This is a genomic window from Micromonospora sp. WMMD734 (assembly GCF_049178975.1).
Taxonomy (GTDB): domain Bacteria; phylum Actinomycetota; class Actinomycetes; order Mycobacteriales; family Micromonosporaceae; genus Micromonospora; species Micromonospora wenchangensis.
In genome coordinates, this window is record NZ_JBMHMK010000001.1 from 1,184,222 (window position 1) to 1,198,293 (window position 14,072).

Below are 14,072 nucleotides of genomic sequence, written 5' to 3' on the forward strand. Positions count from 1 at the left end.
CCAGCGGACGACCGTCGGCGGCGTCGCCCGGGGGAGGGCGACGCCGCCGGGTGGTACGGCTACTTGCGCTTCGCGGCGACCTCGCGTTCACACGCGGGGGAGTACTTCAACCCCTTGGAGATCGACTCGGAGTCGTTGTTCTTGCCGCCGAAGGCCCAGCCCGTGCCGTCGGCGCCCACCTCGACGTACCGGACGCCCTTGTCCTTGAGGCACTTCACCACGTCCCGGGCGAAGTCCTTCGCCTCCGGGTTGGCCGGGTCGAACTCCCACGGCGGCAGTGGCATCAGATGCTCACACGCCTTGCCCGCCTTGCTGGTCCCGTCCGCGCCGGTGCCGTCGCTGCGCCGTCTGGTGACGTCGACGCCGTGCTCGCTCAGGCACTTCATGTACGGTTTGAGGCGTTCCTTCTTGTCCTCCGGGGTGTCGTCGAGGCGTTCCCGTGGCCGCTCGTCCTGCGGCGTCGTCGCCGACGCGGCGGGGGTGGGCGTGCCGGTCTGGAGGGTGGCCACCTCCGCCCCGCCGGTGCTGCCGGCGGCGGGTGGGGCCTCCTCGGCGGTCGAGCACCCGCCGACCAGCAGTACGCCGCTGCACAGCGCAGCCATCAGTTGCTTTCTCATCGTCCCGCCTCCGGTCAGCTCTGCGGCGATCCCGCCGGGGCCCAGCATCACCGTCGACTGTCAGGAAGCTGTTTGCCGCGACGGGCCCGCCCTCGTGTCGTACCGGTGGGGGAGACTGCCGGGCATGACGGAACGGGACGATCCGAAGGCGGCACTGCGGCACTACCTCCAGGCCACCCGCGACGACCTGGTGTGGAAGCTGGAGGGGCTCGACGAACGCGAGGCCCGGCTGCCCCGCACCGCCACTGGCAACAACCTGCTGGGTCTGCTCAAGCACTGCCTGAACGTCGAGGCCGGCTATTTCGGCCCCACCTTCGGCCGGGAGTTCCCGTCGCCCGACGAACTGGTCCCCATGGCGGCGTACGACGAGGACCCGCAGGCGGACTGGTACGCGCGGGCGGACGAGACGAAGGACGGCCTGATCGACCTGTACCGCCGGGTGGCCGGGTTCGCCGACCAGACGATCGCCGAGTTGCCGCTCGACGCGCCGGGGCGGGTGCCGTGGTGGCGGCCGGGGCACCACGACGTGACCCTGCACCAGATCATCATCCACGTGACCTGCGATCTCGCCCGGCACGCCGGCCACGCCGACATCATGCGCGAGCAACACGACGCGACGGTCGGCTGGCGGCGGGAGAACCCGCAGGTCATCGACGACCAGCAGTGGCCGGCGTACGTCGCCAAGCTGACCGCGCTCGCCGACCGGTTCGCCTGACCCGCCGACCGGCCAACCCCGGAGGGGACGGTCCCGTCCCGTCTGCGCTCAGCCGGTGGCGGCGAGCGTCGTCGGGCGGGTCGCCGGGACCGTGCCGGGCCGCCGCCTGCGGATCAGCCACTCGGCGACGAGCAGGTTGAGCGTCCAGGCCGCCCCCATGAGCAGTGCCCGGGACAGCTCGGTCGTCGGCCCCACCGCCAGCGCCCAGGTCGACAGCAGCACGCCCTGGGTGCCCGCGCCCTGGGCGACCGCGTAGCCCCGCATCATCCAGGCCCGGTGCTGGGGTAGCCGTCGCCGCCGGACGGCCACGAAACCGAGGGCGACGGCGACGAACATGCCGGCGGCGAACAGGTAGCGCAGCACCATGAGCAGCGGGCCGTCGCCGGCTGGCAGCGGATAGGTGGCGTTCATCCACCACCCGGTCGCGGCCACCACCAGTCCACAAACGACAAGCGCCCGGCCCGCCCGGCGGTGCCAGGCCCGGTGACGCTGCCGGAACCCTGGGGCGAACTGGAACGCCCCCAGCAGGCTGAACGTGACGGCAGCGGCGATGTGCAGCAGCACCGGGACCGGCGCGGCGAAGAAACGTTCGTTGGCGGCGGTCACCTCGGCCCCACCGGCGAGGGCGGCCACCCGCAGCGCGCTGCCGAGGGTGGGCAGCGCGCTGAGCGCGATGAGCCCGGTGAGGAGGGGCCAGTCCCGTCGTCGCGTCGTCATGATCCGAGCATGGCGACCTGACCCGGCCGGCTCATCGGTCCACGGGCCGCCGTCGTGCCGGCCGATGGTCGGGTTCGTCGACCGTACTTTCGGCGGCCATCCACCATGGAGGGAATCGGCGGAGGTCGGCCTCAGCCGCCGCGCAGCCGGTCGGTCTCGTACGCCCACATCGCGACCTCGACCCGGTTACGGGCACCCAGCTTCGCCATCAGGCTGGCGACGTGCGTCTTGACCGTGCTCAGCGTGATGTGCAGCTCGGTGGAGATCTCGGTGTTGGTGCGTCCCCGGGCCACCGCTCCCAACACCTGCTCCTCCCGGTCGGTCAGCCGCTCGACCGGCTGGCGGGGCGGGGTGGCCGGGCCGGCGTCGGCGAACGCCCGGAGCAGCCGGGTGGTGACCTGCGGCGCGATCAGCGCGTCCCCGGCGGCCGCCGCGTGGACGGCCTGGGCGAGCAGGGCCGGGCCGCAGTCCTTGAGCAGGAAGCCCCGGGCGCCGGCGCGCAGCGCGGCGTAGACGTACTCGTCCAGGTCGAAGGTCGTGATGACCACCACCGCCATCGGGTCCGCGACCCCCGGCCCGGCCAGCAGCCGGGTCGCCTCGATCCCGTCCACGCCGGGCATCCTGATGTCGAACAGGCACACGTCGGGGCGCAGCCGCCGGGCCAGCTCGACCGCCCGCTGCCCGGTGGCCGCCTCGCCGATCACCTCGACGTCGGGTTGGGCGGCGAGGATCATCGCCAGCCCGGTCCGCACGATCTCCTGGTCGTCGGCCACGAGCACCCGTACCCGGGTCCCGCCGTTCATGCCACGGCCCGGGGCAGTGCGGCGGTGACCGTCCACCCGTGGTCCTCCTCGGGGCCGGCGTCGAGCGAGCCGCCGAGCAGGTGGGCCCGTTCCCGCATCCCGACCAGCCCGTAGCCGTCGCGTCCGGGTGTCGGGGGGCCGACACCGTCGTCGTTGACCCGCAGCCGCACCGTCTCCCCGTCGGCCACCACCCGGACGGTGATCCGGGTCGCGTCCCGGGCGTGCCGGCGGGCGTTGGTGACCGACTCCCGGGCCAGCCGGCAGATCGTGGCCGCCACCGGGGCCGGCAGGCCGTCCAGGTCGCCGACCAGGTCCACCTCGACGGCCGGCCCGTCACCGGTCCGACCCGCCAACTGCCGCAGGTCGGCGATGCGGGGGCTCGGCAGCCGGTCGGCCGGCTCGTCGCGGCGCAGGGCCCGGACCAGGGCGCGCATCTCGGTCAGCGCCTGGCTCGCCTCCGTCTCGATCAGCCGCAACGCCTCAGCGGCGGCCGGGGGATGGGTCTGCATCAGGGCGAGCCCGGCCTGGGCCCGGACGGCTATCGCGGACACGTGGTGGGCGACCGTGTCGTGCAGGTCGCGGGCCAGCCGTTCCCGCTCGCGCAGCGTCACCTGCTCGACCTCCCGTCGCCGGGCCCGTTCCCGCCACCGCAGCGCGGCCCCGACCGCGAGGGCCGCCGCGACCACCCCGGCCCCCGCGAGGGCGTCGTCCGGGCCGAGGTGACCGACCACGGTCGACCAGGTGATCTTCGCGGCGACGAGGGCCACGCCGAATCCGGCCTCCCGCCCCGACCCCCAGCGGGTCAGCGCGAACACCGCCAGCAGCAGGTAGGCAAGCGTGTGCAGGCCGAGGTCGCCACCGACGAGGATCTCGCCCACGGCGCAGACCGGGAAGGCGACAAGCGTCACGAGCAGCGGCCGGCTCCGCCGCCACAGCAGGACCGGGGCGAGACCGACGCCGATCAGGACCGGCACGGCCGCCGGCCGCGGCAGGCTGCCCCACCGGATGAGCCCCTCCACCAGCGCCGCCGCCACCAGCAGGGCGACCAGCGTCCCGTCACGCCACCCGGGTGGTTCCGGACGCGCCGGGCGGGGCTCACGCCACCAGGACCGCAGCAGCTCGCGCACAGGGAAATCGTACGGGCGGCGGGCATCCGTCCGGTGCCCCGGCGGCGCGGGTGGGAAGCATCGCGGGGGTGCCCTCCGGGGGTCAGCCGGCCGGCAGCAACCGGGCGAGCGCGTTGCGGACGGCGACCCCCGGGCGGCTCCTCGGGACCAGCACCGCCGCCACGAGGCCGGTGGTCCGCCCGCGCCGGTCGGTGCGGCGTCGGTGCTCGGCCTCGTAGCGGCGCAGGGCGGCGGCGGGTTCGTTCCCGGCGAGGGCCGCGGCCAGGGTACGGGCCCCGGCGATGGCCAGGCTCGACCCGTCGCCGAACAACGACACCGAGGCCGCCGCGTCGCCGAGCAGCGTCACCCGCCCGGTGGACCAGGACGGCAGCACCACCCGGGTGACCGCGTCGAAGTAGAGGTCGTCGGCCTGTCGGGCCCGGGCCAGCAGCTCGGGGATCCGCCAGCCACGTTCCCCGGCGTACGCGTCGGTGAGGATCTGCCGGTGCCGGGCCGTGTCGGTGTGGTCGAAGTCGGCGACGGCGGGGTGCCGGAAGATGAAGGCGCCCCCCGCCTCGCCCCGGACCGGGTGGATCGCGACGAGCCGGCCCGGTGTGTTGTGCAGCAGGACGTCGTGGGGGTGCTCCGGTGCCTCGCCGAGCGGTGTGGTGGCCACGTAGAGGCCGAGGTGGCGGACGACGTCGCGCTCCGGGCCGAAGGCGAGCCGGCGGACCGTCGAGTGCAGCCCGTCCGCGCCGACGACCAGGTCGAACCGGCGGGGCGGGCCGGTGGCGAAGGTGACGTCCACCCCGTCGGGGTCCTGGTCGAGTCGGGTGACGGTGTCGTCGTACCGGAACTCGGCGTCGTCGCGGGCCGCGTCGTGCAGGATGCGGGCGAGGTCGGCGCGGGGCACCTCGATCTCCGTGGTGCCGGTCGGGCTGCGGGTGGCGGGCATCGCGATGCGGCGACCGGGCCGACCCGCCGGGTCGACGATCCGCAGGCCGGTGGCGTGGGTGGCCGCCGCCCGCAGAGCGTCCACCAGACCCATCTGTTCGACCACCGGCAGGGCCGGTCCGCGGACGTCGACCGGGTTGCCGCTGGAGCGCTGCCCGGCCGCGCGTTCGACCACCGTGGGCCGCCATCCCGCGCGGGCCAGCCAGTAGGCGAGGGTCGGGCCGGCCACGCCGGCCCCGGAGATGAGTACGGTACGCATGACCCGAACTTTTCCGCACTCAGTGCAGAAATGCAATGAGTGCAGATTTGCGTTCGGTGCGGTACGGTGTGCCGATGTCCCTCCGCGACCGCAAGCGGGCCCGCACCCGCCAAGCGCTTGTCGACGCCGCCGTCGACCTGTTCGGACGCCAGGGCTACGAGGCGACCACCATCGCCGAGATCGCCGCCGCCGCCGACATCGGCACCCGTACCTTCTTCAGTTACTTCCCGAGCAAGGAGGATCTGCTCTTCCCGGAGGCCGACCGTCGGGTGCGCGTCGCGGTCGAGGCCATCGCCGGCCGGTCGCCGGACGAGGAACCGGCCGAGGTGCTGTTGCGTGCGCTGCGGCAGGCCAACGACGAGAGCGGGGACATGACCGGTCCGCTCGCCGCGCTGCGGATCCGGCTGACCATGGAGGTGCCCGCCGTCCGGGGTCGGGCCCTGCAGTTGCAGTGGGAGAGTCAACGCGAGATCGCCCGGCACCTCGCCGCCGCCTATCCCGACCGCCTCGACGAGGTCAGCGCCGCCGCCCTGGTCGGCGCGTTCGTCGGCGCGGCCACCGCCGCCCTGACCACGCTCCTGGAGGACCCGCGCCGCCGCGCCGACCCGGCCACGATCCGGGCGTCCCTCCAGCAGGCCACCGAGGTCGCCCTGCGCCCGTGGACGCCCCGGCCCTGAGTCGCATCCCGGCCAGGGCCTGAATCGCCTCCGTCTCGACCCTTCGTCGCCGGGCCCGTTCCCGCCGGCGCAGCCGGCCCCGACCGCGAGCGGCGCCGCAGCAGGGCCGGGGTGGGACCGACGCCGATCGGCCGCGCGGTGCCGTCCCGGTGCCCCGACCTGCCGCCGACCGGTGTCGGATGGGCGAATTCCGCTGGGCCGGAACAGTGCGGGATTAACGTCCGTTTTACCCGGCTGGGGTCGCTGCCGGCGTTTGGGTGCGCCCATTGCCGGCCATCCCCCCGAAATGTCGATTCCGGTGTGGACTGCGCCTGGTCCGGATGCCGGTCGCGTGTCGAGCCGATCTGCGGCCGGGCTGCGGCGGCACGCGGGTATCCGTCCTGGGCGCGGGAATTCCACGGAACGGAATTTGCTTCCACGCTGGCGGGAGGGGTCTGTCAACGGCGGCATGACATCGGCGTCAAGGTTGATGAGCGGCGCAAACAAGACTCCAATATCTATTTTGCCGATAGGTTGAATAGATATTCCTGTGTTTCCGGCAGGTGAACTGTGACCCGTGACATGTGAATGCCAAAAGCTGTTCCGATCCGGTATTGCGTGGTGCATCTTGCGGCCGTAGTCGGCTCCGTCTACTGTGGCTCGGTATAGCTTGGCGTCGATGAAAACGGGGACCGTTGGGTGTCAGTCGTCAGTGGGGGCTCTTCGGTAAACATTGACGTCGAGCCCATTGTCTTCGTGCGACGCGACGACGTGGCACTGCGGTTGTTCGCCTTCCCCCACGCCGGCGGCGGTCCGCAGAGCTTCGCCGAATGGCCGGCCGGCCTGCCCGCCGACGTCGAGGTCGTGAGCTTCGCGCTGCCGGACCGGGGTCAGCGACGCACCCCCGCCGACCAACGGCACCCGGCCGGCGTCACCGACCACCGTTCCTACACCGACCGCGCCCGGTTGGTCGACGACCTCGCCACCCTCGTCGACCGACTGGACGACGGCGCCCCGTTCGCGTTCTTCGGGCACAGCTTCGGGGCGCTCGTCGCGTTCGAGGTGTGCCGCAGGCTCGCGGAGCGCGGACTGCGCGTGCCCCGGCTGTTGATGCTGTCCGCGCACCGCGCACCGCACCTGCCGCCGGCGCGACCGACAGTCGACCTCCCTGACGACGACCTCGTCCACCTGGTACGACAGTGGGGGCTGGTCCCCGCCGACCTGCTGGCCGATCCGGACCTGCTCGCCCTGATGCTGCCCCCGCTCCGCGCCGACCTGGCCCTCGACGAGGCCGCCGTCGCCCCGGCAGGCGCGCTGCCGGAGGAGATCTCCTGCGTCGTCTACGCCGGCACCGACGACCCGACGGTCACCGCCGCCGAACTCGCCGGCTGGAGCACCGATCTCGGCAGGACACCCGACCTCCGGACGTTCGCCGGCGGGCACTTCTTCACCCTGGGTGAGCGCGCCCCCCTCCTCGCCGACATCACCGACCGCCTCGACGCGGTGCGGGCCGCGGTCGGCCCCAGCGTCGTACTTGCCGGGCCGCCGTACCCCCCGCCCGCCGAGAGCGTCTGGCAGCGCTTCGAGGCGCGCGTCGACGCGACCCCGGACGCTCTCGCGCTGCTGGAGACCCCGCGCCGGTGGACCTACCGGGAGCTGCGCGACCACGCCACCGCGGTCGCCGGTGCGCTGGCCGCACGCGGTGTCGGGGCGGGCGACGTCGTCGGCCTGCTGCTGCCCCACACCGCCGAGTACCCGGTGGCCCTGCTCGCCTGCTTCGGTCTCGGCTCGCCGGCCTGCCTGCTGGAGCAGAACTGGCCCGGCACCCTGCTCGCCCAGTTCCTGGCCAGCGCCCAGGTCCGGATGGTCGTCACCACGCCGCAGCTCGCCGCGACGGTGCCGACGGAATACCCCACCCTGGTGCTGGACGCGACGCCGGCCCCGGGCCCCGTACCCGTCCTCGGCCGGGCCGCCCCGGACGACATCGCCCTGATCTCGATGACCAGCGGCACGTCCGGCACACCGAAGGCCGTCCTCAACACCCATCTCGGTTGCCTGTACTGCTTCGACGCGCGGGAGGCCCGCTACCCGTACACCGCAGGGTCGCGCGACGGACTCCACGTCTTTCTCGCATGGGAATGCCTACGTCCCCTGCTCAGTGGCCGCCCGGCCGTCATCATCCCGGACGACCACATCGTCGACCCGGTACGCCTCCTGGCCACCCTGCACGAGCAGCGGATCACCCGGATCGTGGTGACGCCCTCCCTGTTCGAGGGTCTGCTCGACCACCCGCTCACCGGACCGGCCGTGGCCCGCGACCTGGCCCACATGGAGATCGTGTTCCTGATGGGCGAGGTGGTGCCCACCCGGATCGTCGACAAGGCGGTCGCGCTCATGCCACCCGGGGTCCGGCTGGTCAACGCGTACAGCACCTGGGAGAGCCTCGACGTCTCGTACGCCGACCTGGTGCCCGCCCGCGACGGACCGGTCTCCCCCTTCGCGCCCGTCGGGCGGCTGCTCGACGGCAGCGCGGCGGTGCTGCTGGACGACACCGGTCGACCGGTGCCCCGCGGCGGCGTCGGTGAACTGCTCGTCGCCGGGCCCGGGGTGGCCACCGGCTACCTCGACGATCCCGCGAAGACGGCCGAGCGGTTCGTGGCCGCCCCCGACGTGTTCGCCGGCACCCCGTTCGCCACGTCCACGTTCTACCGCACCGGCGACCGCGCCCGGCTGCGCCCCGACGGCGAGTGGGAGGTGCTGGGTCGGACCGGTGACGTGGTGAAGGTGCGGGGCTTCAAGGTCTCGCTGCGCACGGTCGAACACGTGCTCGCCGAGGAGGACGGCGTCGCCCGCGTCGTGGTGCGGCCCGTGCCCGACCGGCGCACCGGTCAACCCGCCGAACTCGTCGCCTACGTGCAGGGGGCCACCGGTGAACCGACGCCGACCGTGCTCGCCCGACTGCGCCGCCGGGCCGCCCGCGAACTGCCCGAATACGCCCGGCCGCGACACCTCGTCGGCCTCGCCGCGATGCCGGTCAGCGGCGGCGACGCCCGCAAGCTGGACCTGACCGCGCTGCCGCCCCCGCCCGCCGCGCCGGTGCCCGAGGAGACGGCCGCCGACCCGCTCAACTCCGTCGAGCGGCGGATCGCCGCCGCCTGGCGGGAGGTGCTCGGCAGCACACCCGGCATCGACGACAGCTTCTTCGCCGTGGGCGGCGACTCCCTCAGCGCCGCCCGCCTCTCGGGGGTGCTCGCCAGCCGGTTCGGGATCGCGCTCCCGGTCGTCGACATCTTCCAGGCCCCGACGCTGCGGATGATGGCCGCCCGCTGCGCGGGCGGGAGCGGCGTCGCCGAGCGGACCCGGCGGGCCCGGACCACGGGCAGCGGGGAAACCCGGGTAGCCGTCGTCGGGATGGCCGGCCGGTTCCCCGGGGCGGACGACATCGACACGTTCTGGGCGAACCTGTGCGCCGCCACCGACTCGCTCACCGTGCTCACGCCACAACAGCTGCGGCACAAGGGCGTCGCGGAAGAAATCCTGGGCCACCCCGGATGGGTGCCCGCCGCCCAGCTCGTCGACGGCGCGGACACCTTCGACGCCGCGTTCTGGGGCATCGGACAGCGGGAAGCGGTCCTGATGGACCCGCAGCACCGGGTCTTCATCGAGACCGCGTGGACCGCCCTCGAACAGGCCGGCTACGCCCGCCGGGACAACCCCTACCGGGAACGGACAGGTGTCTTCGCGGCCTGCGGCATCGACGGCTACCTGATCCACCACCTGCGTGGCGGTGGCCTGACCGAGCCGTTGGACCCGGTCGGGGTGTTCCTCACCGAGATCGGCAACGAGAAGGACTACATCGCCACCCGGGTGGCGTACCTGCTCGACCTCGGTGGCCCCGCGGTCACCGTGACGTCGGCGTGCAGCAGCGCGCTGGTCGCCGTGGCCCAGGCCGCGCAGTCCATCGCCACCGGCCAGTGCGACATGGCGGTGGCCGGCGCCTCGGCGCTCACCTTCCCGAACTTCGGCTACCGCTACGAGGAGGGTCTCGTCGGCAGCGTCGACGGCGTGGTCCGCCCGTTCGACGCGGCGGCGAGCGGCACCCTGTTCGGCGACGCGGTCGGTGCGGTGGTGCTGAAGCGGCTGGATGTCGCGCTGGCCGACGGCGACCCGGTGTGGGCGGTGCTCACCGGATACGGCGTCTCCAACGACGGGCGGATGAAGGCCGGCTACACCGCGCCGAGCGCGCAGGCGCAGGCACGGTGCATCTCCGACGCCATCGCCATGGCCGGCGTCACCTCCGACCAGATCTCGTACGTGGAGTGCCACGCCACCGCCACGCACGTCGGCGACGCGATCGAACTCGCCGGGCTGCGTGCCGCGTTCGAGGAACACCGCGACGGCGCGGAGCCGGTCACCGGGAGCTGCGCGATCGGCAGCGTGAAGGGCAACATCGGGCACGCCAACTGCGCCGCCGGCATCACCGGCCTGATCAAGACGGTGCTCAGCCTGCACCACCGCACCCTGGTACCCACCGTGCACCACGACACGCTCAATCCGAAGCTGGTCGACCTGGTCGACACGCACGGTTCGCCGTTCACCGTGCGGACCACACTGGGGCCCTGGACCGTGGTCGATCCGGAGCGGCAACTGCCCCGCCGGGCCGGGGTCTCCAGCTTCGGCATCGGCGGCACGAACGCCCACGTGATCCTGGAGGAGTTCGTCGGTGCCGACGCCGTGGGCCCCACCGCGGAGCGGGCGTCCGGCGACGACGTCCTCCGGTACGCACCGCAGCTGGCGACCGTGTCCGCGCGCGACGAGGAGTCGTTTCCGCGTCAGGCGGCGGCCGTCGCCGCCCACCTGGCCGAGGTGTCCGACGGTGACCTCGCCGCCGCGACCCGGGCGCTGCACCTCACCCGGGAGTCCCACCCGTGGCGCGCCGCGGTCGTCATCGACCGGCCCACCGCCGCCGCCGCGCTCGGCACCGCCGTGCCGCGCCACGGTGGACGGCCGGCCACCGTCGCGTTCTGCTTCTCCGGACAGGGATCCCAGCGGGCCGCCACCGCGCGCTCGCTGGCTCGGGGCCGGGTCGACGGCGGCCGGTTCCGCCGCCTGTTCGACGAGGCGTGTGCGCACCTCGCCGGGCACCTGGACGTCGACCCGGGCGAGCTGATCCTCGGTGCCGACGAGAGGTCCGTGCGCCGCCCGCTGACGACCCAGTGCGGGCTCTTCGCCGTCGGGTACGCCCTCGCGCGCACCCTCGTCGACGTCGGCGTCGTCCCGGTCGCGGTGGCCGGACACAGCATCGGCGAGTACGCCGCCGCGGCCGTGTCCGGGCTGCTCGACCTCGACGAGGCCGCCGAGTTGGTGGCGGTGCGGGCAACGGCGACCGAGCGGCTGGCCCCGGGGCCGCAGGGGGCCGGCGGCATGCTCGGTGTGCACGGCGACGAGCAGCGGCTCGCCCACTGGCTGTCCGGCCGTACCGACCTCTGGCTGGCCGCCGAGAACGCCCCCGGCCGGACGGTGCTCTCCGGCCCGTCCACCGTGTTGCGTGCCGCCGCGGCGGAACTGTCCGACATCGGGTTCTCCTGCCGGGCCCTGCCCGTCTCGCACGCCTTCCACAGCGGGCTGATGGCACCGGTCGCCGACCGCCTCGCCGAGGCCGCCGGCCGGTTCGCACCACGGGTTCCCGCCGTCCCCGTCGTCAGCAACGTGACCGGCGCCTGGTTCGACGCCGGCTACCGGCCCGGCGAGTACTGGGCGGAGCACGCCCTCGCGCCGGTGCGGTGGCGCGGGTCCGTCGACACGCTGCTGCGCTGGGAGCCCGACATCCTCGTCGAGATCGGGCCCGGCACGGTGCTGACCACGCTGTCGGCCAAGTGCCTGGCGGCCCACCCCGACAGCGCCGCCCGCACGCTGGCGACGCTCGCCGACCCCGCCGACGACGAGACGGGCCTGCTCAGCGCGCTCGGGCAGCTGTGGTGTCACGGCGTCGACCTCGACTTCGCCGCGCTCCACGACGGCGCTCCCGCCGTGCCGCCGGCGGTGCGCCGGGCGCTGCCGACGTACCGGTTCGCGCCCACGAGTCACTGGACACGGCCCGAGGCGTCGGTGTACGTCGACCCCCTGCCGACCCCGACCGGAGCCGGCGCGGGCCCGCTGACCCGGTTCGCCGACCGGCCGGCCGGCCGGGTGCGGCTGTACTGCTTCCCGTACGCCGGTGGCACCCCCGACATGTTCCGCTCCTGGGCCCACACGGCACCCGACTGGCTCGACGTCGTCGCCGTGGACCCCACCGCAGCCGACCTGGCGGCGCGGATCGAAGCCGACGCCGGGGACGCGCCTGTCGCGTTCTGCGGCCTGAGCTCCGGCGCCTCCCACGTCGTCGACCTGCTCACCGGTGACCTGGCCCACTGGGCGGCGGACGGCCGGGTCGACGCCGTGTGTGTGGTCGGCCGGGCTCCGCTCACCGCACCGCAGCCCGGTGACGAGCTGCCGGTCGAGGGCTACCTCCTGGCGCCGGACGAGCTGCGTGCCGATCCACGCTGGCAGGCGGAGGTGCTGCCCCGGCTGCACGAGGACCTGGCCCGCGACGCCCGGCACGCCGCCCGGGTCGCCGTCCGGGGTCGACGCCTCGACTGCCCCGTGCAGGTGCACCACGGCAGCACCGACGTGTCGTTCCCGGCCGGGGCGGCCGACGGCTGGGCCGACATCACGACGAGCCCGATCGTCGAGACCAGGGGGCACGAGGGCGGTCACGACTTCATGGTGCGGCACCGCGCCGACGTCCTCGCCGGCCTGGTCGCGTTCCTCGACCGGCTCGTACCGTCGAGCAGCGGCGGCCGGCTGTACGACATCCGCTGGCTGCCGGTCGGGGCCGTCCGGCCGGCGACCGTCCCGGACCTGCCGCGGGCTGAACTCGGCAGGCCGGAGACCGCCGCACTGCTGACGGCGGCGCTGACCGGCCCGGAGGCTGTCGCCGTCCTGCACTGCCCGACGACGCACGACGGTGGTGCCGCCCTGCTGTCGGTGCTGCGTCACCTCGCCGGCGTCGAGGCCCGGGGTCGGCTGGTCCTGGTGCTGCCCGTCGACCGGTACGGCGGGTTGGCCGCGGCGATGAGCCGCTGTCTTCCGCACGAGGAGGCGGGGCTCACCGTGCTGCGTTACCACACGGACGAGGCGACACCCGAGCTGCCGGCCGGCCTCACCGAACCCGATCTGCGTGCCCACGACGGCGTTCTGCTCGCACCGCGCCGTATCCCGATCGACCAACCCGACCTACCGGCCGGCACGTTGGGCGCCACGGGCGGCAACGTCCTGCTGGTCGGCGGCACCGGTGGCATCGGCCGGGCCGTCACCGACTGGCTGCTGCACCACCAGCGGGTCACCCCCGACCGGGTGGTGGTCACCGGCCGGACGGACCCGGGCACACTGCGGCCCGGCGTACGGTTCGCGCGGGTGGACCTCACCACCGGTGACGGCCTGGCCGACCTCGGACGTCTCGGCGGCTTCGCCGGCGTGGTGCACCTCGCCGGGGCGCTCGACGACGGCCTGGTGCGCCATCTCGACCCCGGTCGACTCCCGGCGGTGCTCGCGCCCAAACTCGCCTGGGACCGCCTCGTCGAGTGGGCACGGGTGGCCGGCACCCGCTGGATGGTCGCCTTCTCGTCCACGAGTGCGCTGTTCGGCGCGGCCGGCCAGGCGAACTACGCGGCGGCGAACGGGTGGCTCGACGCGGCGGTGACGTGGGCGACGCCCGCCGCAGGACCGGCCGTGGCGTCCGTCGCCTGGGGCACCTGGGGTGAGGTGGGAATGGCGGCGGGCAACGCGCGGGCGCTCGCGGCGGCCCGGTCGGCGGGCGAGACACCGTTGCCCACCGGGGCCGCGCTGCGGCTGTTCGGTCAGGTGGTCGGCGGGTTGCTGGCCGGCACCGCCACCGGTCTGCACCTGGCCGCCTACGACCTGGGGGAGCAGGCACCGCAGGACCGCTCCCCGGACCGGGCCGGGCCAGGGGCCGCAGCGGCGGGTGGACCGCCGACCGCCGACCACATCCGCGACTTCCTCGGTGCGTACGTGCACCGCTGGGACGAGTCGCAGCGGCTCAGCGATCTCGGCCTCGACTCGCTCGACTTCGCCCGGCTGCGCGGCGACTTCGCCCGCCGGTTCGGCCGGGACGTTCCCCTCGCCGACATCGCACGCCAGGGGCAGCGCCTGGGCGAACTGTACGAACTCCTGACGGGCCGGTGAC

At 74.2% G+C, this 14,072-nt stretch carries 8 protein-coding genes; 3 read left to right on the forward strand and 5 right to left on the reverse strand.

Annotated features, from left to right (window positions below):
- Positions 1–59 precede the first annotated feature (59 nt).
- Positions 60–617 carry a hypothetical protein gene (locus ACN267_RS05020; protein WP_421488039.1) on the reverse strand — a complete coding sequence of 186 codons (558 nt, stop codon included), beginning with the start codon at positions 615–617 and terminating at the stop codon, positions 60–62.
- 124 nt (positions 618–741) lie between these two features.
- Here ACN267_RS05020 and ACN267_RS05025 point away from each other — a divergent pair, with 124 nt between their 5' ends.
- Entirely contained in the window at positions 742–1,332 is a 591-nt protein-coding gene (locus tag ACN267_RS05025; protein WP_421488040.1) for a DinB family protein, read from the forward strand.
- Positions 1,333–1,380: 48 nt separating this feature from the next.
- On the opposite strand, the gene ACN267_RS05030 is transcribed toward ACN267_RS05025, so the two are convergent.
- The 4 genes from ACN267_RS05030 to ACN267_RS05045 all read right to left on the reverse strand — a co-directional run bounded on the left by ACN267_RS05030 (position 1,381) and on the right by ACN267_RS05045 (position 5,171).
- Positions 1,381–2,049: a DUF2306 domain-containing protein gene (locus tag ACN267_RS05030; protein ID WP_421488041.1), complete on the reverse strand. Its 669-nt coding sequence runs from the start codon at positions 2,047–2,049 to the stop codon at positions 1,381–1,383.
- 131 nt (positions 2,050–2,180) lie between these two features.
- A complete protein-coding gene (locus tag ACN267_RS05035) occupies positions 2,181–2,852 on the reverse strand; it encodes a response regulator (RefSeq protein ID WP_421488042.1) in 672 nt (223 codons plus the stop codon).
- Positions 2,849–3,979, reverse strand: coding sequence for a sensor histidine kinase (locus ACN267_RS05040; protein ID WP_421488043.1), 1,131 nt, complete (start codon positions 3,977–3,979; stop codon positions 2,849–2,851). Before ACN267_RS05040 ends, ACN267_RS05035 begins: the two co-directional genes overlap by 4 nt.
- Positions 3,980–4,061: 82 nt before the next feature.
- On the reverse strand, positions 4,062–5,171 hold the full coding sequence (locus tag ACN267_RS05045) for an FAD-dependent monooxygenase (RefSeq protein WP_421488044.1): 1,110 nt from the start codon (positions 5,169–5,171) through the stop codon (positions 4,062–4,064).
- Between the two features lie 74 nt (positions 5,172–5,245).
- On the opposite strand from ACN267_RS05045, the gene ACN267_RS05050 reads away from it, so the two are divergent.
- Both ACN267_RS05050 and ACN267_RS05055 read left to right on the forward strand, forming a co-directional pair.
- The gene (locus ACN267_RS05050; RefSeq protein ID WP_204961530.1) at positions 5,246–5,848 is read left to right on the forward strand and encodes a TetR/AcrR family transcriptional regulator; all 603 of its coding nucleotides are present in this window, start codon (positions 5,246–5,248) and stop codon (positions 5,846–5,848) included.
- 735 nt (positions 5,849–6,583) lie between these two features.
- Entirely contained in the window at positions 6,584–14,071 is a 7,488-nt protein-coding gene (locus tag ACN267_RS05055) for a beta-ketoacyl synthase N-terminal-like domain-containing protein (RefSeq protein ID WP_421488045.1), read from the forward strand.
- Position 14,072 lies beyond the last annotated feature (1 nt).

What these genes read in the sequence shown, in the direction of transcription:
- ACN267_RS05030 (WP_421488041.1), bottom strand. Translation starts at nt 2,049, where the DNA reads ATGACGACGCGACGACGGGACTGGCCCCTCCTCACCGGGCTCATCGCG.
- ACN267_RS05020 (WP_421488039.1), bottom strand. Translation starts at nt 617, where the DNA reads ATGAGAAAGCAACTGATGGCTGCGCTGTGCAGCGGCGTACTGCTGGTC.
- ACN267_RS05035 (WP_421488042.1), bottom strand. Translation starts at nt 2,852, where the DNA reads ATGAACGGCGGGACCCGGGTACGGGTGCTCGTGGCCGACGACCAGGAG.
- ACN267_RS05050 (WP_204961530.1), top strand. Translation starts at nt 5,246, where the DNA reads ATGTCCCTCCGCGACCGCAAGCGGGCCCGCACCCGCCAAGCGCTTGTC.
- ACN267_RS05025 (WP_421488040.1), top strand. Translation starts at nt 742, where the DNA reads ATGACGGAACGGGACGATCCGAAGGCGGCACTGCGGCACTACCTCCAG.
- ACN267_RS05045 (WP_421488044.1), bottom strand. Translation starts at nt 5,171, where the DNA reads ATGCGTACCGTACTCATCTCCGGGGCCGGCGTGGCCGGCCCGACCCTC.